At 75.5% G+C, this 23,757-nt stretch carries 24 protein-coding genes; 12 read left to right on the top strand and 12 right to left on the bottom strand.

All coding sequences use genetic code 11. The annotated features are described in order from the left end of the window. The first annotated feature begins 73 nt into the window (after nt 1-73). The 4 genes from KPL60_RS05675 to KPL60_RS05690 all read left to right on the top strand — a co-directional run bounded on the left by KPL60_RS05675 (nt 74) and on the right by KPL60_RS05690 (nt 3,567). On the top strand, nt 74-1,201 hold the full coding sequence (locus tag KPL60_RS05675) for a Xaa-Pro peptidase family protein (RefSeq protein ID WP_226357150.1): 1,128 nt from the start codon (nt 74-76) through the stop codon (nt 1,199-1,201). A 115-nt stretch (nt 1,202-1,316) separates the two neighbouring features. Further along, nucleotides 1,317-1,511 (top strand): PspC domain-containing protein, encoded by a 195-nt coding sequence (locus tag KPL60_RS05680; RefSeq protein ID WP_226357501.1) that lies wholly within the window; start codon nt 1,317-1,319, stop codon nt 1,509-1,511. A 271-nt stretch (nt 1,512-1,782) separates the two neighbouring features. Next, on the top strand, nt 1,783-2,589 hold the full coding sequence (locus tag KPL60_RS05685) for a PIG-L deacetylase family protein (protein ID WP_226357149.1): 807 nt from the start codon (nt 1,783-1,785) through the stop codon (nt 2,587-2,589). A gap of 201 nt (nt 2,590-2,790) precedes the next feature. Then, the gene (locus tag KPL60_RS05690) at nt 2,791-3,567 is read left to right on the top strand and encodes a polyprenol monophosphomannose synthase (protein ID WP_226357148.1); all 777 of its coding nucleotides are present in this window, start codon (nt 2,791-2,793) and stop codon (nt 3,565-3,567) included. A gap of 24 nt (nt 3,568-3,591) precedes the next feature. Here KPL60_RS05690 and KPL60_RS05695 read toward each other — a convergent pair whose 3' ends face one another. From KPL60_RS05695 to ligD, 5 genes are all read right to left on the bottom strand, one after another. After that, on the bottom strand, nt 3,592-5,361 hold the full coding sequence (locus KPL60_RS05695) for a DUF885 domain-containing protein (RefSeq protein ID WP_226365137.1): 1,770 nt from the start codon (nt 5,359-5,361) through the stop codon (nt 3,592-3,594). Nucleotides 5,362-5,466: 105 nt separating this feature from the next. Then, nucleotides 5,467-5,808 (bottom strand): RNA polymerase-binding protein RbpA, encoded by a 342-nt coding sequence (locus KPL60_RS05700; RefSeq protein ID WP_020627709.1) that lies wholly within the window; start codon nt 5,806-5,808, stop codon nt 5,467-5,469. A gap of 241 nt (nt 5,809-6,049) precedes the next feature. Next, entirely contained in the window at nt 6,050-7,375 is a 1,326-nt protein-coding gene (locus KPL60_RS05705; protein WP_226365138.1) for an MFS transporter, read from the bottom strand. Nucleotides 7,376-7,438: 63 nt separating this feature from the next. Next, nucleotides 7,439-8,206, bottom strand: a complete 768-nt coding sequence (locus KPL60_RS05710) for a glycerophosphodiester phosphodiesterase family protein (RefSeq protein ID WP_226365139.1) — start codon at nt 8,204-8,206, stop codon at nt 7,439-7,441. A 5-nt stretch (nt 8,207-8,211) separates the two neighbouring features. Next, on the bottom strand, nt 8,212-10,200 hold the full coding sequence (gene ligD, locus KPL60_RS34520) for a non-homologous end-joining DNA ligase (protein WP_308016661.1): 1,989 nt from the start codon (nt 10,198-10,200) through the stop codon (nt 8,212-8,214). Nucleotides 10,201-10,313: 113 nt separating this feature from the next. Here ligD and KPL60_RS05725 point away from each other — a divergent pair, with 113 nt between their 5' ends. Beyond that, the gene (locus tag KPL60_RS05725; protein ID WP_226357144.1) at nt 10,314-10,541 is read left to right on the top strand and encodes a DUF3072 domain-containing protein; all 228 of its coding nucleotides are present in this window, start codon (nt 10,314-10,316) and stop codon (nt 10,539-10,541) included. Between the two features lie 10 nt (nt 10,542-10,551). Here the strand turns inward: KPL60_RS05725 and KPL60_RS05730 are convergent, their stop codons facing one another. Beyond that, nucleotides 10,552-10,794, bottom strand: coding sequence for a hypothetical protein (locus KPL60_RS05730; protein WP_226365140.1), 243 nt, complete (start codon nt 10,792-10,794; stop codon nt 10,552-10,554). Nucleotides 10,795-10,955: 161 nt separating this feature from the next. Here KPL60_RS05730 and serA point away from each other — a divergent pair, with 161 nt between their 5' ends. Continuing rightward, nucleotides 10,956-12,155 (top strand): phosphoglycerate dehydrogenase, encoded by a 1,200-nt coding sequence (serA, locus tag KPL60_RS05735; RefSeq protein ID WP_226365141.1) that lies wholly within the window; start codon nt 10,956-10,958, stop codon nt 12,153-12,155. A gap of 4 nt (nt 12,156-12,159) precedes the next feature. Here serA and KPL60_RS05740 read toward each other — a convergent pair whose 3' ends face one another. Further along, the gene (locus tag KPL60_RS05740; RefSeq protein ID WP_226365142.1) at nt 12,160-12,639 is read right to left on the bottom strand and encodes a hypothetical protein; all 480 of its coding nucleotides are present in this window, start codon (nt 12,637-12,639) and stop codon (nt 12,160-12,162) included. Between the two features lie 364 nt (nt 12,640-13,003). Between KPL60_RS05740 and KPL60_RS05745 the strand changes: the two genes are divergently transcribed. Further along, nucleotides 13,004-13,153 carry a hypothetical protein gene (locus KPL60_RS05745; RefSeq protein ID WP_224402494.1) on the top strand — a complete coding sequence of 50 codons (150 nt, stop codon included), beginning with the start codon at nt 13,004-13,006 and terminating at the stop codon, nt 13,151-13,153. Nucleotides 13,154-13,222: 69 nt separating this feature from the next. Then, nucleotides 13,223-13,750 carry an Lsr2 family protein gene (locus KPL60_RS05750; RefSeq protein ID WP_308016662.1) on the top strand — a complete coding sequence of 176 codons (528 nt, stop codon included), beginning with the start codon at nt 13,223-13,225 and terminating at the stop codon, nt 13,748-13,750. Nucleotides 13,751-13,786: 36 nt separating this feature from the next. Here KPL60_RS05750 and KPL60_RS05755 read toward each other — a convergent pair whose 3' ends face one another. Continuing rightward, nucleotides 13,787-17,203, bottom strand: a complete 3,417-nt coding sequence (locus KPL60_RS05755; RefSeq protein ID WP_226365143.1) for an arabinosyltransferase domain-containing protein — start codon at nt 17,201-17,203, stop codon at nt 13,787-13,789. Between the two features lie 53 nt (nt 17,204-17,256). Next, nucleotides 17,257-17,910 carry an antibiotic biosynthesis monooxygenase gene (locus tag KPL60_RS05760; RefSeq protein ID WP_226357139.1) on the bottom strand — a complete coding sequence of 218 codons (654 nt, stop codon included), beginning with the start codon at nt 17,908-17,910 and terminating at the stop codon, nt 17,257-17,259. Nucleotides 17,911-18,022: 112 nt separating this feature from the next. Between KPL60_RS05760 and KPL60_RS05765 the strand changes: the two genes are divergently transcribed. The 4 genes from KPL60_RS05765 to KPL60_RS05780 all read left to right on the top strand — a co-directional run bounded on the left by KPL60_RS05765 (nt 18,023) and on the right by KPL60_RS05780 (nt 21,154). Beyond that, nucleotides 18,023-18,478 carry a GNAT family N-acetyltransferase gene (locus KPL60_RS05765; RefSeq protein ID WP_226365144.1) on the top strand — a complete coding sequence of 152 codons (456 nt, stop codon included), beginning with the start codon at nt 18,023-18,025 and terminating at the stop codon, nt 18,476-18,478. A 501-nt stretch (nt 18,479-18,979) separates the two neighbouring features. Beyond that, nucleotides 18,980-19,411 carry a hypothetical protein gene (locus KPL60_RS05770; RefSeq protein WP_226357137.1) on the top strand — a complete coding sequence of 144 codons (432 nt, stop codon included), beginning with the start codon at nt 18,980-18,982 and terminating at the stop codon, nt 19,409-19,411. Nucleotides 19,412-19,509: 98 nt separating this feature from the next. Then, nucleotides 19,510-20,466, top strand: coding sequence for a triacylglycerol lipase (locus tag KPL60_RS05775; RefSeq protein WP_226365145.1), 957 nt, complete (start codon nt 19,510-19,512; stop codon nt 20,464-20,466). A gap of 19 nt (nt 20,467-20,485) precedes the next feature. Next, nucleotides 20,486-21,154 carry a pentapeptide repeat-containing protein gene (locus tag KPL60_RS05780; RefSeq protein WP_226365146.1) on the top strand — a complete coding sequence of 223 codons (669 nt, stop codon included), beginning with the start codon at nt 20,486-20,488 and terminating at the stop codon, nt 21,152-21,154. Between the two features lie 6 nt (nt 21,155-21,160). Here the strand turns inward: KPL60_RS05780 and KPL60_RS05785 are convergent, their stop codons facing one another. The 3 genes from KPL60_RS05785 to KPL60_RS05795 all read right to left on the bottom strand — a co-directional run bounded on the left by KPL60_RS05785 (nt 21,161) and on the right by KPL60_RS05795 (nt 23,689). Beyond that, nucleotides 21,161-21,772: a hypothetical protein gene (locus tag KPL60_RS05785; RefSeq protein WP_226365147.1), complete on the bottom strand. Its 612-nt coding sequence runs from the start codon at nt 21,770-21,772 to the stop codon at nt 21,161-21,163. 69 nt (nt 21,773-21,841) lie between these two features. Continuing rightward, nucleotides 21,842-22,639, bottom strand: a complete 798-nt coding sequence (locus KPL60_RS05790) for a hypothetical protein (RefSeq protein WP_226365148.1) — start codon at nt 22,637-22,639, stop codon at nt 21,842-21,844. A 138-nt stretch (nt 22,640-22,777) separates the two neighbouring features. Beyond that, nucleotides 22,778-23,689 (bottom strand): hypothetical protein, encoded by a 912-nt coding sequence (locus tag KPL60_RS05795; RefSeq protein WP_226366083.1) that lies wholly within the window; start codon nt 23,687-23,689, stop codon nt 22,778-22,780. Between the last annotated feature and the right edge of the window lie 68 nt (nt 23,690-23,757).

Genomic DNA, 23,757 nt, shown 5'->3' on the forward strand with positions numbered 1-23,757 from the left:
CATCCGCCCGGCCCACGCCGCGGTGCTCCGGGTGGCGGTCGTGTACCCCCCGTGCCCGCCTACGCTCACGGTCATGACCGATGCCGTCCCCACCGAGCTGCTCGCCGACCGGCTGCGCCGTGCCGGTGAGCACGCCGCCGAGCAGGGCACCGACGTGCTGTTCCTGACCCCGGGAACCGACCTGCGCTACCTGACCGGGTTCGACGGGTCCTCGCACGAGCGCCTGACCTGTCTGATCGTCCCGGCCGCCGGGCACCGGGCGCCGCCCGCGCTCGTCGTCCCGTCGCTGGAGGCGCCCGGGTTCGCCGGTGTGCCGCTGGAGGCCCTCGGCATCGACCTGGTCACCTGGACCGACGGCGAGGACCCGTACCTGCTGGTCAGCGACCTCGCCGGCGGCCCCACCCGGATGTCGGTCGACGACGACATGCCCGCCCGCCACGTCCTCGGCCTGCGCCACGCCTTCCCCGATGTCCCGCAGTACCTCGGCGGCACCGTGCTGCGCGAGCTCCGCATGCGCAAGGACCCCGCCGAGATCGACCGCCTGCGCGAGGCCGGCGCCGCCATCGACCGGGTGCACCGGCGGATGGGCGAGTTCCTGCGCCCCGGCCGCACCGAGGCCGAGGTCGGCGCCGACATCACCGCCGCGATCGTCGCCGAGGGCCACACCGAGGCCGCGTTCGTCATCGTCGGCTCCGGCCCCAACGGCGCCAGCCCGCACCACGACGTCTCCGACCGCGTGATCGAGGCCGGCGACGTCGTCGTCATCGACATCGGCGGGCCGCTGCCCGGCGGCTACAACTCCGACTGCACCCGCACCTACGCCGTCGGCGGCGAGCCCGGCCCGGAGGTCAAGGAGACCTACGCGGTGCTGCAGGAGGCCCAGGAGCGCGCCGTCGCCGCCGTCCGGCCCGGTGCCACCGCCGCCGACATCGACCGCGCCGCCCGCGAGCACATCGCCGCCGCCGGGCACGGTGAGCACTTCATCCACCGCACCGGGCACGGCATCGGCCTCGACGTGCACGAGGAGCCCTACATCGTCGGCGGCAACGACCTCGTCCTCACCGAGGGCATGACCTTCTCCGTCGAGCCCGGCATCTACCAGGCCGGCAAGTGGGGTGCCCGGATCGAGGACATCGTCGTCGTCACCGCCGACGGCGTGGAGCGGCTCAACACCACCGCCCGCGACCTCGTCGTCCTGTAGCGACCCCCGAGGCGCGTTCGGGGTCACCCTCCGGGTGTTCCCCGAGCGCGCCGGACCCCGGTGGTGCCAGGGTGGGGGAGGTCGAGTCCGCAGTACGAAGGAGAACGCAGTGAGCATGCCCCAGTCCCAGCGCCTGGTCCGGCCCCGCAGCGGGAAGGTGATCGCGGGGGTGTGCGCCGGGCTCGCGGACCGCTTCGGGCTCGGCCGCAACACCGTGCGGTTCCTGTTCGTGCTGTCCTGCCTGCTGCCCGGCCCGCAGTTCGTCATCTACCTCGCCCTCTGGCTGATCATGCCGAGGAGCACGGTCTGACCGAGCGGTGTGAGCGCCGTCGCGGGGCCCCGGTGTGGACCCGCGACGGCGCCCCTGCCATCATCTCCCGCGTGATCGAGCCGACGACCGCCGCCGCCGCGCGCCCCGTGCGCGCCGCCGCATGTCGCTGTCGTCGGGGTCCGTCCCCGCGCGGCTGACACCGCCGTCCCGGCTCACCGTCCGTGGACCGCTCGCGCCGCCCGGGTACCGACCCGCTCCGGACCCGTGTCCGTACCGGCCGCCCCGGCCCCGCACGCGAAGCGATCACCAGGTGCACACCCTCTCCGGCCAGACCGTCCTGGCCCTGCACGCCCACCCCGACGACGAGTCGATCTTCACCGGCCTGACCCTGCGCCGCCTCGCCGACGCCGGCGCCCGCGTCGTGCTCGTCATGGCCACCGGCGGTGACCTCGGCGAGTCCCGCCTCCCCCTGGAACCCGGCGAGACCGTCCCCGACCGCCGCCGCCGCGAGCTCACCGACGCCGCCGCCCTGCTCGGCGTGCACCGCCTGGTGCTGCTCGGGCACCGCGACTCCGGCCTGCCCGGCGGCCCCGGCCTGCGCCACCCGCGCGCCCTCGCCGGCGCCGACCCCGTCGCGCTCGGCCGCGCGGTCGCCGAGATCGTCGACGCCGAGGGCGCGGGCACCGTCCTGCACGACGACGACGCCGGCATCTACGGCCACCCCGACCACCGCGCCGCGCACGCCGCGGGCGCCATCGCCTGCTCGCTCACCGGCGCTCACGGCTACCGGATGACCGTCGACCGCGAGCACCTCGCGCTGGCCGCGCGCGACCGGCACCTCGTCCACGGCGCCGCGCACGCCGCGGGCGTCGGCTACGGCCGGGTCACCGCCGAGATCGCCGTCGCCGTCGGGGGCGGACCGGCCGAGCTCGCCGTCAAGCGGGCCGCGATGCTCGCCCACGCCAGCCAGATCGCCCCGGACGCGGTCGACGAGGCGGGCTTCGCCGCCGCCTACGGCTACGAGTGGTTCCTCCCCGGTGAGAACACCGGCGGCCGGGCCCGCGGCGGTGTCCTGGAGGCGCTGGGCAACGCCCATCTGCTCGCCGGGACCCGCTGACCGCCGTCCCCGTCCCACACCCGCTCCGGCCCCGGATCGGGCCCCGCGTCCGATGCCGCCGCGTCGGACGGTCGCAGCGCTCCACTACGCTGTCCGCACGACCGCGCTCCGCCGCACTACGACGAGCGGTGACCGAGCAGGTGCGGTCGGTACGGGTAGGGTCGTCCGGTCGACACCGATCGGGCGGGGGAGAGGACGAGAATGGTCGAACCGCCGGGCCCGGTCCTGGTCGTGGTTCCCACCTACGACGAGCGGGAGAACCTCGGTCCCGCCGTCGCGCGGCTGCACGCCGCGCTGCCCGACGCCGACGTCCTCGTCGTCGACGACGCCAGCCCCGACGGCACCGGAGAGCTCGCCGACGCCCTCGCCGCCGCCGACGAGCGGGTCCGCGTCCTGCACCGCTCCGGCAAGGACGGCCTCGGCGCCGCCTACCTCGACGGCTTCCGGCACGCGCTGACCGGCGAGCACCAGGTCGTCGTCGAGATGGACGCCGACGGCTCGCACGCCCCCGAGGACCTCCCCGCGCTGCTCGCCGCCCTGTCCGACGCCGACGTCGTCCTCGGCTCCCGCTACGTGCCCGGCGGGCGCGTCGTGAACTGGCCCTGGCACCGCGAGGTCCTCTCCCGCGGCGGCAACCTCTACTCCCGCCTCGCGCTCGGCGTGCCGCTGCGCGACATCACCGGCGGCTACCGCGTCTATCGGCGCACCGTGCTCGAGCAGCTGCAGCTGGACTCGGTCGCCTCCCAGGGCTACTGCTTCCAGGTGGACATGGCCTGGCGGGCCCTGCAGGCCGGGTTCCGGGTCAGCGAGGTCCCGATCACCTTCACCGAGCGGGAGCGCGGCGCCTCCAAGATGAGCGGCGGCATCGTCGCCGAGGCGCTGTGGCGGGTCACCTGCTGGGGCCTGTCGCACCGGCTCGGCCGCGACACCCCCCAGCGCCCCGCGGGCCCGGTCACCGAGGGCGCCGCACACGGCTGAGCCGCGCGGCGCCCCCGGGTGCGCTCAGGCGCGCGCCGGCAGGGCCGCCAGCTCCGGCACCAGGTCGTCGAGACCCAGCGTGCCCTGCGCGAGCGCGGCGGCGTGCCACGCGGCGAGGTCGAACTCCTCCCCGCGGGCGGCGTGCGCGGCCCGGGCCCGCTCCCGCCCGGTCAGCCAGGCCCGCTCGCCCAGCTTGTAGCCGATCGCCTGGGCCGGTCCGCCGAGATAGCGCAGCAGCTCCGAGTCGGCCATCGCGTCCCCGCCGCCGACGTGCCGGCCGAAGAACTCCCGCCCCAGCTCCGGGGTCCAGCGCTCCCCGGGCCCGACCGGGGAGTCGTCGGGGACCGGCAGCGACAGGTGCATCCCCAGGTCGATCACCACGCGCACCGCGCGCAGCATCTGGGCGTTGAGGTAGCCCAGCCGAGAGCCCGGGTCGGAGTGGTGGCCCAGCTCGTCCATCAGCCGTTCCGCGTAGAGCGCCCAGCCCTCCACGTCCGCGCTCACCGCACCCACCAGCGACGTCTGGAACGTCGACAGCTCCCGGCTGCGCACCGCCCACGACGCCAGCTGCAGGTGATGGCCCGGGACGCCCTCGTGGTACCAGGTGCTGATCAGGTCCCACAGCGGGTAGCGGTCGTCCTCGCTCGCGGGCAGCCAGGTCCGGCCCGGCCGCGAGAAGTCCAGCGCCGGCGGTGTGTAGTACGGCGCCGCCGCGCTGCCCGCCGGCGCCAGCCGGGACTCGACCTCCCGCAGCCGGCCGGACAGGTCGAAGTGGACACCGTCGAGCTCGGCGATCGTGTCGTCCATGATCTTCTGCAGGTGCGCCCGGGCGGCCTCCCCGCCGACGACGACCCCGGTCGAGCCCCCGTCGGTCTCCAGGAACTCCATCGCCTCGCGCACGCTGCCGCCGGGCACGATCCGCGCGGCCTCGACGGCCATCTCCTCGCGGATCCGGCGGAACTCCGACCAGCCCCACTCGTAGACCTCGACGGTGTCGATGTCGGCGCCGTTCCAGAACCGGTTCGCGATCCGGTACCGGTCGGGGCCCACGCCGTCCGGGGTCCCCTCCGCGGCCGGCAGGTACTCCGCGGCCAGCCAGTCCCGCAGCTCGCCCAGCGCCGCCGTCGCCTCCCGCGCACCGCGGTCCAGGTCGGCGCGCACGGCGTCACCGACGGAGGCGTCCGCGGCGAACCCGGCGAACCAGCCGCGGCCGCCCGCGTCGCCGTTCCAGGCGTCGATCTGCTCGGTCACCCGCACCACCTGGCGCGGCGCGGCGAACAGCCCGCGACGGCGTCCCTCGGCCAGCGACGCCCGGTACCCGGCAAGGGCCTCGGGGACCCGCGCCATCCGCGCGGCGACGGTGGCCCAGTCCTCGTCGCCGTCGACCGGCATGAGGGTGAACGCGGTCCGCAGGGTCGCCAGCGGCCCGAACAGCTCCTGCACCGCGCGCAGCGGCTCCCCGGAGCTCAGGTGGTCGAGCTGGGCGCCGAGACGCTCGCGCAGCAGCCGCGCGCAGCGACGCTCGTCGGGGTCGGCGGGCTCGCGGGCGCCCGTGGTGGTGTCCAGCCGCTCCAGGGTCTCCCGGCAGGCGGCGACGAGCGCGGCGGTGCCGTCGGGGGAGAGGTCGGGCAGCTCGTCCTGCCGCTCGGTCCAGCCGAGGTCACCGGCGAGGACCGGGTCGAGCTCGGCGAGGCGCCGGACGTGGTCGTCGGCGAGGTCGCGGACCGCCCGGGCGGGGCGTGCGGTGCTGGCAGTGCTGTCGGTGCTGTCGGTGCCGGTCTGCTGATCGTTCATCACCGGTCATCATGCCCGGACGCGACGGAGCCCGGACCCCCTGCGGGATCCGGGCTCCGTGGTCACCGGGTGGTGGTCCGGTGTGTGCCTGCGGTGCGGCCGGGATCAGGCGATCTCGGCGCGCCGCTCGCGCAGCAGCTCCAGGCGCTCGTCGAGCAGCTCCTCGAGCTCGGCGATCGACCGGCGCTCGAGCAGCATATCCCAGTGCGTACGCGGCGGCTTCTGCTTCTTCTGCTCCGGCTCGGTCCCGTCCACCCGGCGACCGACGCCGCCCTGCGGGGACTCCCACGTCGCGGGAGCCTCGGCGTCGTTCGCGAACGGCACCTGGAACTCGTAGCCGGACTCGGACACATAACGGACCATCTGCCGCGGCGCCAGGTCGTGGTTGCGGTCCGTCTCGTAGCTGACAGCCCCGAGCCGGCTGCCACGCAGAACGCGGTCGGCCATGCGTCACCCTCCTGTAGCGCGATGTCGAGGGAGCACCTCGACGGTTACGTCTCCGCCACCGGGTGTAACGTGCGTGGAGCTACGGTATTCCGGCGGCAGGGCAGAACGGACCCGCTCGAGTTACCTCGCGGTAACCCGCTCTGCGCCCGATTGACCAGTGTTCCCTATCGCCGCCCGTTACACACTCCGATGTGACGTGTCAGCCATGTGTGACGGTGCTCACCCGGGCGTCGACGAGTGTTCACACAGTCGACCGGACCGGTGCACGGCCGGGGGAGCGCACCGGCAGCAGCGCGACCAGTCCCGCCGCCAGGACCAGCACGATCCCGATCGTCCCGGCCCGGTCCGAGCCGAACACGTAGGTGAACAGGCCGATGAGCGCCGGCGCCAGGAACGACACCGCGCGCCCGGTCGTCGCGTACAGACCGAACAGCTGGCCCTCCTGCTGCGGCGGGCACACCCGCAGCAGGTACGACCGCGACGACGCCTGCGCCGGCCCCACGAACAGCCCCAGCACCAGACCGAAGATCCAGAACATGGTCGGCCCGGACACCAGCAGCAGCACCACCCCGACCACGACCAGCCCGGCCAGCGAGCCGACCACGACGGCCTTCGGGCCGAACCGGTCGTCGAGCCTGCCCCCGAGCAGCGCCCCGGCCGCGGACACCACGTTGATCGCCACGCCGAAGATCAGCACCTGGCCCGGCTCCAGCCCGTACACCGTCACCGCCAGGACCCCGCCGAAGGCGAAGATCGCGTTGAGGCCGTCCCGGTACAGCGCGCTCGCCCCGAGGAAGTACACCGTGTGCGGGCTGGCCCGGTAGAGCGCGCGCAGGTCGGTCACCAGCCTGCGGTAGGAACCGGCCACACCCAGCTTCGGGGCGTCCGGCGCCACCGGCGGCGTCTCGGGCAGCAGGAAGAACATCGGCGCGGCGAACACCGCGAACCACACGGCCGCCACCAGCACCGCGATCCGCACGTCCAGCCCGTCGGCGGTCGGGACACCGAGCAGCCCGCCGTCGCCGGACAGCAGGAACACGTACACCCCGAGCAGCAGCACGATCCCGCCGATGTAGCCCAGCGCCCAGCCGAAGCCCGACACCCGCCCCACCGTCGCCGGCGTCGACACCTGCGCCATCAGCGCGTAGTACGACACCGCCGCCAGCTCGGCGAAGATCGACGCCAGCGCCAGCAGCAGCAGGCCCAGCCACAGGTAGGACCAGTCGTCGCGGACGAAGAACATCCCGGCCATGCAGACCACGACCAGCGCCGTCCACACCCCGGTCGCCCGCAGCCGCCGCCCCGTGCGGTCCGCGCTCTGCCCGACCACCGGCGCCATCAGCGCGATCAGCACCCCGGCGGCCGCGGTCGACCACGCCAGCCAGCTGTTCGCACTGACCGAGCCCGGCAGGTCCGCCCCGACGGCGTCGGTCAGGTACACCGAGAACACGAAGGTCAGCGCGATGTGCTGGAACCCCGAGGAGCCCCAGTCCCACAGGCCCCAGGCCCACAGCCGGGATCGGCGGGGCGGGGCCGGCTCTGCGGTCGGAGCGGTCGAGGCGGTCACGGCGCGAGCGTATCGACGCCCGCGGGACCCGGCCTCCGATCATCTACGCAGGCGCCCACCCGGTCAGCTCCCGACGACGTCGAGCAGCCGGTCCGGCCGGTCGGACAGCAGCCCGTCCACCCCGAGGGCCAGCAGCCGTCGCATCTGCTCGGGCTCGTCCACCGTCCACACGTGCACCTCGTGCCCGGCCCGGTGCGCCGCGGAGACGAACCGGCGGTCCGACGCCACCGGGATCGGCCCGAACATCGGCGGGACCTGCGCGAACACCCCCGCCGACGCCGGCAGGAGCCGGCCCGGGACGCCCCACGCGCGGGCCCGCAGCGCCACCACCTCGGTCTGCCCCATCGACGTGCACAGCCTCGGCCCGGCCAGCGTCCGGGCGACGCCCAGCCAGCGTGCGGAGAACGAGCCCAGACACACCCGGTCCCAGGCGTCGGCGGCGTCGAGCACCGCCAGCGTCGGCGCGACGACCTCGGCCGACTTCAGCTCGATCGTCACCCGCACCCCGGGGACCGCGGCGAGCACCTGGGCCAGCCGCGGCAGCGGCTCGGCGCGCTGTGCCCCGGTGACCCGCACGGTGTCGAGCTCCGCGGCGGGGCGCGCGTCGATCCGGCCGGTGCCGTCGGTGGTGCGGTCCAGCGTCGGGTCGTGGTGCACGAACGGCACTCCGTCGGCGCTGGCGTGCACGTCCATCTCGACGTAGCGCAGACCGTGGTCGGCGGCGGCGGTGAACGCGGCGACGGTGTTCTCACAGCCGGCCAGCTCCCCGATGTGCCAGCCACGGTGGGCGTAGGCGCGGGGGTGCGGACCGTCGAGGTACGGGTGGTGCACGGCGGTCAGCCTGGCACCTGCCCGATCACGCCACCACGGGGGAGCCGGAAACCCTCGGTGTCGATCAGGGGACGCATCAGGTCCCCGTGCGTGTCCAGCCGGGCCGGCAGGTCGTCGAGGGTGAACACCAGGTCCGCGGGCTCGCGGCAGCCCTCGACCTCATCCCAGGTCACCGGGGTCGCCACCGTGGGGCGCTCGCGGCCGCGCAGCGAGTAGGAGGCGATGGTGGTCTTGGCGGTGTTGTTCTGGCTCCAGTCGACGAAGATCTTCCCGCGCCGACGGGCCCGGGTCATCACCGCGATCACCTCGCGCCGGTGCTCCTCGGCGAGCCGCTCGGCCACCTCACGGGCGAACCCGCTGGTCCGGTCCGGGTCGGTGACCCGCGCCGGCAGGTAGAGCTGCATCCCCTTCCCGCCCGACGTCGACGGGTACACCGCCAGCCCGTGCCCGTCGAGCAGGTCCCGCAGCCACAGCGCCACCCGGGCGCAGTCCACGATCGTCGTGCCCTCGCCCGGGTCCAGGTCGAACACCACACGGTCCGGCGGGTGGCGCCCGTCGCGCGGGCCCAGGCGCCACTGCGGCACGTGCAGCTCCAGCGCCGCCAGGTTCGCCGCCCAGGCCAGCCCCTCGGCGTCGGAGAGCACCGCGAAGTCCGCGGACTCCGACCGGCCGCCGGGCGTCCCGACGCGGGCGGTGCGCAGCCAGCCCGGCGCGTGCCGCGCCACGTTCTTCTCGAAGAACGACTGCCCCTCCACCCCGTCCGGCCAGCGCTTGAGCGTCGCCGGCCGGGCGTCGAGGTGCGGCACCATCACCTCGGCGACGGCCAGGTAGTGCCCCAGCACGTCGGCCTTCGTCGTGCCGGTGGCCGGGTAGAGCACCTTGTCCGGGTTGGACAGCGACGCCCGCCCGTACCCCTCGCGCTGTGCCGCCCCGCGCTGTGCAGTCCCACGCCGTGCCGACCCGCGCTGCGCCGCCTTCCGGCTCGCACCGTCCACCCGGACCTCCCGCCAGTCGTCGCCCGCGCCCTCGGGGTACCCGGAACCGGCCCGGACGGCGACCGCCCCGGGCAGGCCCTGGTCGCGTACCGCGTCGAGCAGCCGGGCACCCGCGTTCGGGTACGACGGCGCCGCCCGCCGGTGCGGCCCGTCCAGCGGCAGCTCCTCCAGCAGCGCGCGACGCTGTTCGGCGGGCAGCGCCCGGACGTCGCGGCCGCCGGTGTGCAGGACGTCGGCCACCCACAGCTCGCCGCGGCCGGTCAGCTCGGCGTCGAGCAGGTGCCCACCGGCGCCCAGGGCGGGCCCCAGGCCCCGCAGCGCACCCGGCGGGTCGAACGGCTCCCCGGCCCGGCCCTCGTCGTCCACGGGGCGCAGGGAGAGCCGGCCGCCGTCCACCCGCACCAGCACCCGGCGGCCACCGAAGACCGGGCGGACCGTCCAGCCGTCCCCGGTGGGCAGCCGGTCGGCGGGGCGGGGGACGGCCAGGACGACGTCGTGGGGGAGCGGGTCACCCCCGGCGTCCATGCCGTCGGGCTGGTCCCGGGTGCGGCGCAGCAGCCAGTTGTCCTTCCGCCCGCCGGAGCTGCGGTGCAGCAGCACGAACCGGCCGCGGACGCGCCCGCCGTGCAGGACGAACGCGATCTCGCGGTCGTTCCACTTCTCGGTGTCGTAGCGGCCGTGGTCCCAGATCGCCATCCCGCCGCCGCCGTACTCGCCGCGCGGGATCTCCCCGGAGAACTCCAGGTACTCCAGCGGGTGGTCCTCGGTGCGCACGGCCATCCGGACGGTCTCGGAGTCCTCGGGCAGTCCCTTGGGGACCGCCCACGACGCCAGGACGCCGTCGCGTTCGAGCCGCAGGTCCCAGTGCAGCGCCGTCGCGTGGTGCTCCTGGACGACGAACCGGTCGCCGACGGCGCCCGGCGGCCCGGCGTCGTGCTCGGGCACCGGCTCGGGCGTGCGCCGCGCGTCGCGCCGGCGGCGGTACTCGTCCAGGGGCACAGCGGCAGCGTAGTGACCGGCACCGACACCGACCGGGTCGTCGTTATGACAGTTGCGGTGGAGCCGGGACGGCTCGACGTGCGGGGAGTGCCGGTCGAAGATACGTTCGACCTATGACCAACGACCACAGCACCGACGCCGTCGACCCCGGGACGGCCGAGAAGGACCCCGCGGACTGGACGACCGGCGACGAGCCGATGACCGGCCCGCAGCGGTCGTACCTGGAGACGCTGCTGCAGCAGGCCGGGCAGGACGCCCCGGAGGACCTGGACAAGCTCACCAAGGCCGAGGCCTCGAAGCGGATCGACGAGCTGCAGGACGCCACCGGCCGCGGCAACTGAGCCGGTCCGGTCAGGGCGCGACGAGCTCCACCTCGAAGCCCTCGGCGTTCTCCACGAACAACGCGGTGTGGTCCGGTCCGCCGGCGTGCGGGTAGGTCCCGGCGAACAGCTCGGACCACCCGTGTGCGGCGCAGTCCGCCCGCAGCGCGTCGAGCCGGGCGCGACCGGACACGGCCAGGGCCAGATGGTTCAGGCCCGGACGCGTCCGGTCGTGCACGCCGTGGACGACCGGCGACTGTCCCAGGACGGTCACCGACCCACCCCAGCGTTGAGCCGATAATGCAAGTTATGACAGTTCGAGCGTTGCGGGCCCGCTCACCGGGGTGACCGTCCTACCCCCCCGTACGGCGTCATGCCGCAAGGATCACCCGGCCCCGGTGCCTCCGGGACCTCCCGGCGTCCTAGGTTGGACGCGTGAAGGTCCTGTTGCTGGAAAACATCCACCCCGGCGCGGCCGAGGCGTTCCGACGCGACGGCTTCGAGGTCGAGACCCGACCCGGGTCGCTCAGCGGCGACGAGCTGCACGACGCGCTCGCCGGTGTGCAGCTGCTCGGCATCCGCTCCAACACCACGATCACCGCCGAGGTGCTCGACGCCGCCAAGGACCTGCTGGCCGTCGGCTGCTTCTGCATCGGCACCAACCAGGTCGACCTCACCGCGGCCGCCGAGCACGGCATCGCCGTGTTCAACGCGCCGTACTCCAACACGCGCAGCGTCGTCGAGCTGGTCATCGGTGAGATCGTCGTCCTGGCGCGGCGGCTGACCGAGAAGACCCAGCGGATGCACGAGGGCGTCTGGGACAAGTCCGCCAAGGGCGCCCACGAGTTCCGCGGCCGCACCCTGGGCATCGTCGGCTACGGCAACATCGGCACCCAGCTGTCCAACATGGCCGAGGCCATCGGACTGCAGGTCGTGTTCTACGACACCGCCGACCGGCTCGCCCACGGCAACGCCCGGCGGATGCCCAGCCTGGACGCACTGCTGGCCGAGTCCGACGTCGTCTCCATCCACGTCGACGGCCGCCCGGGCAACGCCGGCCTCTTCGGCGCCGAGCAGTTCGCCCGGATGAAGCCCCGCTCGATGTTCATCAACGCCTCGCGCGGCATGGTCACCGACGAGCACGCCCTGCGGGAGAACATCCTGTCCGGGCACCTCGCGGGCGCCGCCGTCGACGTGTTCCCGGTCGAGCCCAAGGCCCAGGGCGACGAGTTCGACTCACCGCTGCGCGGCCTGGACAACGTCATCCTGACCCCGCACATCGGCGGGTCGACCCAGGAGGCGCAGGAGGGCATCGGCACCTTCGTCTCGCGCAAGCTGCTCGACTTCGTGCAGCTCGGCGCCACTCCCCTGTCGGTGAACCTGCCCAACGTGGGCGCCCCGAACCCGCCCGGGGTGTTCCGCACCGCCTACCTGCACACCAGCACCCCCGGCGTGCTCGCCGACATCAACCGGCTGCTGGCCGACGCCGGCGTGAACGTCGTCGGGCAGTCGCTGTCCACCGGCGGCGACCTCGGCTACGTGCTGACCGACACCGACCAGGTCCTGCCCGAGGACGTGCTCTCGGCGCTCCGCCGGGCCGCCCAGACCGTCTGGCTGCGGTCCTACCGGCTCTGAGCGCTCAGGCGCAGGCGTTCGCGCCGTACTCCTCGACGTCGGAGGGGTGCATCGGGCCGTGCACCCCGTGGAAGACGACGAACTCGACGCCGGTCGGGCGGTGGAACAACCCGCCCGTCCGGCGCCGGTACACCAGCGGCGCGCAGCGGTACCCGAACAGCGCCCGCGCCCACCCCTCGGCCTCACCGCGGGCCAGCGGCTCCGACCCGGTGACGGCGAGCTCCCAGATCCCCACGCCGGTCGCCGGGGAGCTCCGGTCCGGTGCGGTCGAGGCCACCAGCGTCAGCTCGCCGGTCCCCCGCATCGCCGGGACGACGGTCCGCGCGCGGTGCCAGTCGGCCACCGGGTGCGGGTAGGGGTAGGTCAGCAGCCCCTCGCGCAGCGCGGTCACGGATCCCCCGTGCTGCTCGTGGATCAGCTGCGCCAGGTCCACCGACCGCTTGCGGCGCAGGTCGGCGTTGACCAGACCGGCTTCGACCGTCATCCCCGTGGCCTCATTTCCGTCCCCGCGTCCCGGGACGGACCTCCGGCGCTGAGGCGGCGCGGTGGGGCCCGACGCCCGGGTGGGAGGACCCTCGAACGGTCCGGCGTCGGCACCGTGTTCTACGGCTCGTAGAGCATTCTAGATCACGTCCGGCATCCGGGCGAGAGCGGGATCACATGATCGTCGGATCACACGACGGCCCGGTGGTGCACGCTCGGCGTACCCACCCCGGCTTCTCCCCCGGCGGGCACGGCTCAAGAATTGCTCAAATACCGCGCCGACCCATTCGGCACGCTCCTATCGTCGGTACATCGCACTTTCACCGGCGGCGGGTGGCCGCGTACCGACCGGCGAGGAGAACACCGTGAGCGCAGTCGTCGCAGTACTGCTGGTCATTGTCCTGATCGGCCTCGCCGTCCTGATCGGAACGCTCCGGGAGGTGCGTCCGACCAGGCCGAGTGTGGTCCGGGCGCGGGAGTTCCGCCGTTCCGCCCGGCCGGGCGCCCACGATTAGGAGGGCCTCCGTCGTTATGCTTCCGGCGACCCCGGGTGAATCCGGGACGGCGAACCGGGAGGAACTGCAGTGGCGAAGGTCGAGACGATCCGGCTGGTCGACGACATCACCGGCGGCGACGCCGACGAGACCGTCGATTTCGGGCTCGACGGCCGCCGGTTCGAGATCGACCTGACCGCGGACAACGCCGCGGCGCTGCGGGACGCGCTCGCCCCGTTCGTCGGGGTCGCGCGTGCCGCGGGGTCCCCGCGCACCGGACGCAACGCGGGCGTGTCCGCGCCGTCGGGCGGGCGCAGCGGTGCGGACGGCTCGGACGCCGCGACCCGCGAGCACAACCGCGCGGTGCGGGCCTGGGCCCGGGAGAACGGCTGGACGCTGTCCGAGCGGGGCCGCATCCCGTCCGAGGTCGTCGAGGCCCACCGCCGCGCCCAGGACGGCGACACGGCGGGCACCGCGCCGCAGACACCGGCCACCGACGAGCCCGCCGCCGAGGCCGTCCCGGCCGCCCGGGCCGTCCTGGCCGGCGAGACCGGGGACGAGGCGCCCGCGGAGCGCAGGCAGCCCTCGGCGGCCCCCGCGGTCGAGTTCAGCGGCTGACCCCGCACCCCGGGCCGGTCCGGCCCGGGGTCGCCGTCACCGGCTCGGTGACGGGATGCCCGGCGGCGGCGCCGGCAGCGGACCGGAGCTGTAGAGCCCGGAACGGTCGACGTCGCGACGCTCCAGGGTCGGCGCGACCGCGTTCGGCCGGTACGGCTGGATCGCCTGCACCTTGCCCCAGTCCCGGCCCGGGTCGCCCTCGAGGTAGGTGGGCAGCTCCGTCTGCTTGCCGATCACGGTGATCCAGCCCAGCGGGCCGCCGGCCTGCGGCGAGGACCAGCCCTCGCCGTCGCCGCGCATCTGGCTGCCGTCGGCCTGCAGCCGGTAGGCCGGGACCTCGGCGATCCCGCCCGAGGTGCGGAACGGGTGCAGGCACGGGCTGGCCAGCGACACCGGGTACTCCAGGAACATCGGCTGGTCGCCCACGACCTGCGACAGCGGCGCCAGCTGCGGCGCGCGCAGCGGTGCGACGGCGAGCCACCCGTCGGCACCGAGCGAGTTGTCCTGCACCACCATCCGGACCTCGGTCGCCGCGCGGGCGGTGTCGGGCAGGTCGAACCGCAGCTCGCGCCACGGCATCTCCTCCACCCGGCCGTCGTCGAGGGTGGTCTGCTCCACCACGCGGACCCGCCCGTCGGACAGCCGCGTCGCGTACTGGACGGTGAGCCGGTTCCCGTTGCCCAGGCGCCCGGCCGCGGTGACGACCAGCGGCGTGGTGCCCGCGCGCTGGTCGGCGGTCAGCATCACCCAGGGGGTGCGCAGGGTGCCGGTGTTGCGGTCGCCGCGGGGCAGGTAGCTGCCGAACGCGGGCGCCGCGTCGCTCCCCAGACCCCCGGACAGGACGTACTCGAACCCGGACGCCCCGGTCCCGCCGCCGGTCGGCGGGATGCCGTTGCGGACGAAGCCGCTGCCCCCGCTGTTGGGGTCGAGCAGCTGGGCGTCGGGACTGTTCGCGGGGACGACGCCCGGCGGCAGCGGTGCCGGGGTCGAGGTCGGCTCCCCCGGCGGGGGCGGCGGGGCGACCGTCGGGAGCAGCCCGGAGCGGGCCGGAGCGGCCATCCCGGTCGGTTCCGGGGCGGGGGGCAGCACGCCGTCGACGGGGCGGCGCTCGGCGAACACCTGGCTGGCGAGCCCGCAGGACCCGCCGAACGGGTGCGACAGCGCGTCGGCGCCCATCGTCCAGGTCCCGGAGCGGTCCTGGATGGCCGAGACCATCGACCACACGTTGAACGTGACCAGCAGCCCGCACAGCACCGCCAGCGGCGCCGAGGTCAGCCGCAGCCGCCGCGTCGCCCGCAGCGCCGACGACGCGTCGCGGCGCCAGTCCCGGGCCCGGACCCAGCGGCCCAGCAGCGGGATCCGGCCCAGCGCCCGCTCGACGCCCGCCAGCTGGTCGGGGTGGCGTTCCTCGCGGATGCCGCGCAGGTGCTCGACCCCGGCGCCCGCGGCGAGCAGCAGCGCGACGAGCAGCAGGATCGTGGAGAGCTCGTAGCCGGCGACGGTGACCTGCTCACCGGCCCACGGCACGCCCCAGTTGTTCGTGTACCACCACAGGTTCGGCCCGGCCGCGGACAGCGCCGCCACCAGGAACACCGCGGACAGGAACGCGAGCCGGTTGCGCAGCGAGCGCAGGACGTCCGAGCCGGTGGCGATCGCGGCGAGCGCGACCATGCCCGAGCCGAGGCCGACCAGGTCGCCGAAGTGGTGGGTCCACTTCGTCGGGGTCAGCGCGAAGATCAGCAGCGCGATCACGGTGCTGCCGATGAGGCGCTGGGCCGGCCCGAGCGCGGCGCCCGGGATCCGGTTGCGCCGGATCAGCACGACCACGCACGCCAGCAGGCAGAGGATGACCAGCAGGATGGGGAACCGGCGCGCGATGGAGCCGTCCGCGAGCCCCTCGAACAACGGCGCGTAGCGCTGGGCGATCTCGGTGTACCAGGGCCAGTCCGGTCCGATGTCGGACCGCAGCCGGGTGGAGTCGATCACCGCGGCCCAGCTCTGGTCGGCCCAGGCGATCATCAGGATCGCGGTGCCCGAGGCCAGCAGCGGCGCGAGCACCGGGACCGTGCCGACGGCCCGGATGCGGGCCGCGAGCAGGTGCCACAGCGGCCGCACGCCGGCGATGAACGGCGCGATCGCGATCAGCCCGGCCGGGTTCGCCCCGACCGCCATCGACGCCGCGAACAGGCCGAGCGCGACCGGGAGCAGCCGCTGCAGGGCCAGCGCCCGCTCGACGCAGACCAGCGCCAGCAGCGAGCACACGACGACGACCGGCTCGGGCCGCAGCCCGGAGTTGTAGGCCATCCAGAACGCCAGGAACACCATGCCCGCGGCCCAGGTGGCCGCGCGGGAGCGGCGGGCCTGACGGCCCAGGCGCGGGAGCAGGCCGCGGGAGACCAGCCACCAGGCCATGATCCCCATCAGCACCGAGGGCAGCCGCAGCCACAGCAGCGAGTCCGAGACCCGCACCCACAGCGCGTAGAGGTCGTAGAACCAGCCGAACGGCGCCTCCGCGGCGTCGTACCAGCGGTAGTAGTTGCCGACGTAGCCCGAGGTGGGGACGTCGCGGACGATGCCGAGGGTGAACCCGTCGTCGGAGGTCTGGCCCCCGATCGCGGCCCACCCGACGAGCACCACGGTGACGATCAGGTCGATCGGCCGGGGCCGGGCGCGCGACCACCAGCGGCGCAGCCGCGGGGGCCACCGGCCGGCGAGACCGCCGATGGCGTCGCGGCCCGCCCGGTGCGGGCTGCGGCCCAGGTGCCGGTCGACACCGGCCAGCGCGAGCAGCGGGCCCAGCAGCGCCACCGCGGCGACGACGGTGGCCGCGGTCTTCCACACCGACGGGCTGGTGTCGAAGCGGGTGTCCGGGGTGATCCGGACCGCGGTGCCCGCCGTCGGGTCGAGCGCGGTGTCCAGGTCGGAGTAGATCCCCACGACCTGCGGCCGCAGGTCCCCCTCGAAGGTCTGTGCCCCCGAGCCCAGGTCGATCGTGGTGGACGTGCCGTCGGAGGTGATCCGGACCTCCGACGGGCCGGCCCGCAGCGGCGCCGTGGCGAGCTGCTGGCCGCGGTCGACCAGCGCCAGCTGGCCGTCGGCGACGGTCAGGACCATCCCGGAGCGGGCACCCTCCGGCGACTCCGGCGGGACGGTCGACAGCACCGTGGCGGAGCCGTCGGCGCGGTCGTCGAGGCTGCGGATCGCGTCGGCGGGGACGACCACCGACATCGTCTCCGGGCGCAGCGCGACCAGCGGCGAGTTGACGTCGGCGGTGCCGTCGGTCACCGACGGCCAGACGATCGTGGTCGTGTGCTGCACCACGGGCAGGAAGGGCACCGCGACGGCGAGCACGAACGCCAGGAGGCCGAGCCGGCCCGCCCAGCGCAGGCGTCGACGGTCGCGGAGCGTGTCGACCGGAGCCGGCGCGGCGACCGTCGCTTCGGAGGTGAGCACCGAACGACGGTAGCGGCCTCGCTCCGCGTGATCCGGGGAGCCCCCGGGGGTGATCAGCCCACCGGGACGTGGTGCCGGTCGCGGAACCGGCGGCCCTGCAGCCACCACCCCAGCACGCGGGTGATCCAGGGCAGCATCACGTACACCATGACCGGGGTCAGGACGACCGTCGTGACCGCCAGCCGCGGCACGACGTGCCAGTCCGCGAGCAGCGCGCCGAGGGTCACCGTGGCCAGCAGGTTCATCGGGAAGAAGACGAGCCAGATCGTCGTCGCCTGCTTCCAGCGGGGCGGGGTGACCTGGGGCGGGCCCGCCGTCTCCACCGCGGTCGGCTGGTCGAACCAGCCCTCGATCCCGGTGCGGCGCTCGGCGCGGGTCATCTCGGCCAGGCCCTGGGCGGACCCGAGCCACCAGCGGCGCTCCGGGCTGGCCTCCCAGCGCCCGAGCGACTCCGGGGAGTCGAAGCGGGCCAGCATGTGCCACTCGTCGGAGCCGTCCCGGCTGCGGACCCAGCCGCCGCCGAGGAAGCCGGGGAACCCCTCGGCCATGAGCAGGCCGGAGCGGATCCAGGCGGTCATCTCCGCGGCGTGGCCGGGGTCGGCGCGACGGGTGAACGAGACCGTGACGGGGTCGCCGCCGGTCGGTGCGGGAGCGGAGCCGGCGGCGGGGGTGGTGCCATCGGCCCGGTCGCGGGTGTCGAGGGACATGCCCGCCATGGTGACCGCTGACCCCGGCGGACTCCCAGCCCGGCCGCACGACATCACTCCGGGACACTCGGGGAGCCCGCTCCCCCGCCGTCCCACGTCGAGAGGTCCCGCCGTGCCCGAACCCGTCCTGCGCCGGGCCACGGCCCGTGACGTGCCCGCCGTCGTCGCGCTGCTGGCCGACGACCCGCTCGGCGCCACCCGGGAGACCCCGGACGACCTGGCGCCCTACCTCGCCGCGTTCGCCGAGCTCGACGCCGACCCGCGGCAGCTGCTCCTGGTCGCCGACGACGACGGCACGGTCGTCGGGACCCTGCAGCTCACCCTGTTGCCGGGCCTGGCCCGGCGCGGCGCCCTGCGGGCCCGGATCGAGGCCGTCCGGGTGGCCGCGGGCCGGCGCGGCGGCGGGCTCGGGGCGACCATGGTCCGGTACGCCGTCGACGAGGCCCGCCGACGTGGGGCGGTGCTCGTCCAGCTCACCTCCGACCGGTCCCGTACCGACGCCCACCGGTTCTACGAGCGCCTCGGGTTCCTCCGGACCCACGACGGCTTCAGCCTCCCCCTGACCTGACGGCCGCTCCCCCGGGCCGGCCTCGCCGCGTCCTGGCGGGTTCGTCGTCGCCGTTTCGGTGACTACGAGAACGCGTCAATGAAACATTGACCAGAGAAGGACAGGGCGCACTTCCGTCAGGGACCCGGGACCCTCACCACGAACAGGTCTCGAAGCCCGGGCGTGCGCCTCGCGTCGCCCCGCCCCTGGCCCACCGGACCGGCGTGGGGTCGGCACCGTCCGCCGCATCCGGGAGGTTCAGCGGGCACAGGACCGGCTCGGTCGTGCGTGGCCGCCGCATGGTCCGCCCCCGCCGCGGCGGCCCGCAGAGGGCCGTACAGAGCGCTCCCAGCGCCTCCTGGGCAGCCTGCGGCGACGACCGGCACCCCGGAGCACCCGTGGTGTCGCCGGCGCGTACCCCGTTCGCCGGCACCGCGGCCGTCGTCGTGGCCCGCTCCCCCGCGACACGCCGGTGTCGCGGAACGGTTGACCGCGCGTCCGCGTCAATGAACCATTGACATCATGAGGTACGAGGAAGCGCAGCGCTGGCTGGAACGGGCCGACCCCTCGATCGCGAAGAAGCGGGAGTCCATCACCGAACAGCTGGACGGGATGAAGGAGCGGGCGGCCGACGGCGTCCTCACCCACGACGGGGCCGCCGCCTGGTACGCCCTGGTGCAGGAGATGCGCCGGCTGGCCGACTACTACGAGCGCGACCTGATCCGCACCCTGCGGGCCGGCGGGATGACCTGGAAGGAGGTGGCCGACGCCGTCCAGGCCCAGCTGTCGAGCCGTCAGGCGGCCCAGGCCAAGTGGAAACGCCTGGTCGACCCGACCCGGCGGACCACCAACGGGAACATGCGCCGCGGCGGACGTCCCCGCCAGGACCAGGTCCCCCGGCACGACGGGTCCACCGAGCCGGACGGCAGCACCGGACAGGATCGGACGGAGTAGTCACTCCTCCCCCGGACGGCCCTGTCCGGTGACGGTGCGCAACCTCCGGTGACCGTCGTCGTTGATCCTCGTGACGACGGCATCCGAGGAGGCGGCAGGTGGCTGGACAGGGCAACGACCGGCGCAGGTGGGCGGCGGTCGTCTCGATCGCGGTCGCGGTGTGCACGGTCGGCCTCGCGCTGGTCCCGCCCGCCCAGGCGGCGGCACCGGAGCCCGAGCAGGTCGCGTCGGTGCAGGACCTGCTGGACCCCTCCCCGCCCGGGTCGAACGACTGGGGCTGCCGGCCGTCGGAGGCGCACCCGGAGCCGGTCGTCCTCGTCCACGGCCTCTCGGCCAACCAGGGGAACAACTGGGCCTACATGGCCCCGCAGCTGGCCCAGCGCGGTTACTGCGTGTTCTCCCTGACCTACGGCCGCAACCCCCTGGCCCCGCCGCCGCTGACCCAGGTCGGCGGGCTCGCCCCGATGGAGGACAGCGCCGCCGAGCTCGCCGCGTTCGTCGACCGGGTGCGCGGGGCCACCGGTGCCGCGAAGGTCGACATCGTCGGCCACTCCGAGGGTTCGCTGATGCCGAACCACTACGTCCGGTTCCTCGGCGGCGCCGACAAGGTCCGGCGCTACGTCGGCCTCACCCCGCTCTGGGACGGCACGAACACCGCCGGGCTGGCGTTCCTCAACCGCACCGGCGAGCAGCTCGGCCTCGGCCCGGCCGTCGGCACCGTCCTCGACCCGCTGTGCGCGTCCTGCCGTCAGTTCCTGCACGGCTCGGACTTCCTGCAGCGCATGAACTCCGACGGCGGCCCCCGCGCCGAGGGCGTCGACTACACGATGATCCTCACCCGCTACGACGAGCTGGTCGTCCCCTACACCTCGGGCCTGCTCGACGGCGCGCACAACATCGTCCTGCAGGACGGCTGCCCCACCGACCTCGCCGAGCACGTCGCCGTCGCGTTCGACCCCGTCACGCTGCAGCACGTGCTCAACGCACTCGACCCGGCCCACGCGAACCCGGTGCGCTGCCTGCCGGTGGGCCCGGACGCACCCGCCGCGTCCTGACCGTGCCACGCTGTCGCCCGTGACGGCGGTGACGACGGCGGAGGACCTGCTCGCGGCGGCCCGGGACGGCGTGGAGGTCGGCTCGGCCGTCCTCGACGAGACCGACCTGCGGGAGACCGACCTGGCCGGGCTGGTCCTGCGGGGCGGCTCGCTCGCCGGGGCCGACCTGCGCGGCGTGCGGCTGGACCGGGCGCGGATCACCGGGACGTCGCTGGCCGGGGCCGACCTGCGTGAAGCGGACCTGACCGACGCCGTGCTCAGCGGGGTCGACCTGTCCGGGGCCCGGCTGGCCGGGGCGACCCTCGGCGACACCCGGTTCACCGGCTGCCGCATGATCGGCACCGTCCTGCGCGGGCTGCGGGGGCTGACGGCGTCGTTCGTCCTGGACGACTGCTCGCTGCAGCTGGCGGACCTGCGCGACGTCGCGATGCGCGGGCTGCGGATCGCCGACTGCGACCTGTCCGAGGCCGACCTGTCCGGCGCCGACCTGCGCGACATCCGTTTCGAGCGGTGCCGGCTGCGGGGCACGGTGCTGCGGTCCACCCGGCTCGAGGGCGCCGACCTGCGGGGCTGCGACCTCGGCGAGGTCACTCCGGACACCCCGCGCGAGCTGCGCGGGGCGATCGTCTCCCCCACCCAGGCGGGCGCGATCTGCGCGGCGCTGGGGCTGACGGTGCTCGAGCCGTAGGCCGGGTCAGCCGACGGGGCGGTCGAGGCCGCCGCGGCGCATCGCGTCCTCGACCTGGCCGGCGATCCACGGGTCGTCGTCGCACTGCGGCCCGGTCGCGGTGAGCGGGCCGAGCCGGACGACGTCCGCGGCGCGGCAGAGCGGCGAGGTGCCGGTGAGGTCGTCGTCGCCGGTCGGCTCGTCGGGGACGACGGGACGCGAGGCGTCCGCGACCCGGTCCTGCCGGGCCGCCTCGTCGCGGTGGTAGGCGGCGAGCTCGGCGTCCCCGGCGGCGCGGGCCGCGTCGGCCCGGGACCGTGCCTGGTCGCGCAGCTCGGCGGCCACGGTGCTGACCCGGCCCGCGGTCTGCGCGTCGCCCGCCCGGGTGGCGGCGTCGCGGGCCCCGCCGACGGCGTCCAGCACGATCTCGCCGCGTCCGGGGACCGCGACGGGTTCGGTCGCGTCCGCGGCCGTGCCGTCGGCGGCCGCGGCGGTGGGGGTGATGTCCCGGGCCGGGTCCGTGCCGTCGGCGCCACCGGCGAGGGCGGCCGCCAGACCGGCACCGCCGACCAGCGGGACGGTGCCGAGCAGGGCCAGGCGGCCGGGCGTGGTGCGTGGACGTCGGTGCCGTCCGCTCATCATGATCGCCTCCTCCACTGTCGGTAGCCGGAGCCGGAGGGGCTCAAACCTGCATCGCCCGGCCGGGCGTCAGCAGGGGACGATCACGAAGCGGACGACACGGCAGACGACGCCCTCGGTGCGCGGGGTGTCCCCGGTCGGGGTGGGGGACGCGGTCCGGGCGTCGTCGGGCGCGGTGCCGGTCGGCGGGGCCGGGGTGGTGGTCGGGGCGGGCGGGGTCGTGGGTGCCTCGGTCGGGGGGATGGCGGCGCGTCGGCGCGCGTCGGCCTGCTCCCGGGCCCGCTGCGCGGCGCGGTCCTGCTCCGCGCGCTGCTCGGCGGCCCGCCGCTCCCGGGCGGCGGCCTCGGCGGCCCGGCGTTCCTCGGCGATCCGGCGGTCCTCGGCGATGCGGGCCGTGGCCGCCCGTACCGCCCCGTCGGCGACGGCGGCGGCGCGCGTCTCGCGGGCCGCGACCGGTGCCGTGGTGGGCGCGACCCCGGTGCCCGAGCCGTACCAGCGCGACGGCATCGGGATCGACGGGGCGTCGTCGACGGTCGGGCCGGAGGCGAAGGTCGGTACCGGGACGTGGTCGTCGACCCGCTGGTCCGCCGGAGCGACCCCGCCGAGCACCCCGGTCCCGAGCAGACCGGCGACGGTGACCGCGGCGACCAGCACCACCGGGACGACCCCGGCCAGGGTGACCCGGAGCCGCCGGCGGCCCCGCGGCGGCCGGGCCCGCCCCTCGACCGGTCGTGGCGCGTCCCACGGGCCGGCGGGCGCCGTCGCGGTCGCGCCCCGGGAGCGGGCCGCGGAGCCCGGCCACGCCTCGGTCCCGACCGCCGCCGGGTCCGGGCCGGGTTCGCCCGGCATCCGGTGCCGGCCGGTCACGTGGTGGAGCCGCTCGCCGTGCGCATGGGGTGATCGTCACCGGCGGACGGCGGTACGGCCATGCACCGAACGGGTGTGTCGCCATCGCGGGCCGTCCCGGTGGGGTGAACTGCGCGCCGCCCGGACGGGCGGCCGGGCTCAGCCACCGAGCAGCGACAGCGCGGGTCCGGGCACCCGGACGTCGACGGGCGGGGTCTCGGCGATCCGCAGGCGCAGCCGGAGCAGCGCCCCGTCCGCGGCGCCGGTGTCCGGGTCGGCCGGTGTGACGGTGCCCGGGGAGACACCGGAGGAACCGCTGCCGGCCGGGTCCTCGTCCTGCGGCGCGGCGGACCGGGGGGCGGCCTGTGGCGGGACGGCCACGCGCGGGGCGGGTACCACCGGCCGCGGGACCGTCGGCCGGGACGGGGCGGACCACCCGGTGTCCCAGCTCCGCCCGGTGTCCCGGTCCGGGCCGGTGTCGTCGCCGGGTGCGGTGGCGTCGCCCGGCGCGGTGTCGTCGGCAGGGGCGGTGTCGTCCGGAGCGGTGACCTGGCCGGGTGCCGGCGCGGTCCCCGTGCTGGGCGCGACAGTGAGGGGGCCGGGCGCGGTGCGGTCACCGGCCGTGCCGCCGGCCGGGCCCGCCGGAGCGGGGACGTCCGCGCCGCCGGTCGTCGACGGCCCTGCGGCGGAGCGCGGCGCGGCGCCCCCGCCGGACCGGACCGAGCCGGTCCCGGCGGTGGCCGCACCCGGCTCCCGGGGCGATCCCGCAGTGGGGTTCCGGGGCGCGGCGGCCGCGGCGTCGGCGGCCGCCCGCACCGGTGCCTGCGCGAGCGGTGCCGGGTCGGCCATCCGCGCCGGGGAGCCCCCGCCGGGCACCGCGGGACCGGCGGCGAGCGGCGCGGCCGGGCCGGGGTCGGTCTGCTCCCCCTGCCCCGCGACGGGCTGCTCCCCCGGCGTCACGGTGACGACGACCGCCGCGGCGAGTGCGATCGCCCCGACCACGGGGACCGTCACGGCCAGGACCCGCCTGACCAGCCCGGCCCCCGCCGTCCTCCGGTGCCTGCCGCTCATCGCTCGGTCCTCCCCCACGTCCGGTACCGCCTCGCGTCACCGAGCGTCGAGTCTGGACCAGACGGCGC

The organism is Pseudonocardia sp. ICBG162 (assembly GCF_020496225.1).
GTDB lineage: Bacteria > Actinomycetota > Actinomycetes > Mycobacteriales > Pseudonocardiaceae > Pseudonocardia > Pseudonocardia alni.

Bases quoted from the DNA above. Each gene is read 5' to 3' on its own strand.
- KPL60_RS05795 (WP_226366083.1), bottom strand. From the start codon at position 23,689: ATGAGCGGCAGGCACCGGAGGACGGCGGGGGCCGGGCTGGTCAGGCGG.
- KPL60_RS05675 (WP_226357150.1), top strand. From the start codon at position 74: ATGACCGATGCCGTCCCCACCGAGCTGCTCGCCGACCGGCTGCGCCGT.
- KPL60_RS05740 (WP_226365142.1), bottom strand. From the start codon at position 12,639: ATGACGGTCGAAGCCGGTCTGGTCAACGCCGACCTGCGCCGCAAGCGG.
- KPL60_RS05785 (WP_226365147.1), bottom strand. From the start codon at position 21,772: ATGAGCGGACGGCACCGACGTCCACGCACCACGCCCGGCCGCCTGGCC.
- KPL60_RS05690 (WP_226357148.1), top strand. From the start codon at position 2,791: ATGGTCGAACCGCCGGGCCCGGTCCTGGTCGTGGTTCCCACCTACGAC.
- KPL60_RS05760 (WP_226357139.1), bottom strand. From the start codon at position 17,910: ATGTCCCTCGACACCCGCGACCGGGCCGATGGCACCACCCCCGCCGCC.
- KPL60_RS05725 (WP_226357144.1), top strand. From the start codon at position 10,314: ATGACCAACGACCACAGCACCGACGCCGTCGACCCCGGGACGGCCGAG.
- KPL60_RS05700 (WP_020627709.1), bottom strand. From the start codon at position 5,808: ATGGCCGACCGCGTTCTGCGTGGCAGCCGGCTCGGGGCTGTCAGCTAC.
- KPL60_RS05695 (WP_226365137.1), bottom strand. From the start codon at position 5,361: ATGAACGATCAGCAGACCGGCACCGACAGCACCGACAGCACTGCCAGC.
- KPL60_RS05770 (WP_226357137.1), top strand. From the start codon at position 18,980: ATGAGGTACGAGGAAGCGCAGCGCTGGCTGGAACGGGCCGACCCCTCG.
- KPL60_RS05680 (WP_226357501.1), top strand. From the start codon at position 1,317: ATGCCCCAGTCCCAGCGCCTGGTCCGGCCCCGCAGCGGGAAGGTGATC.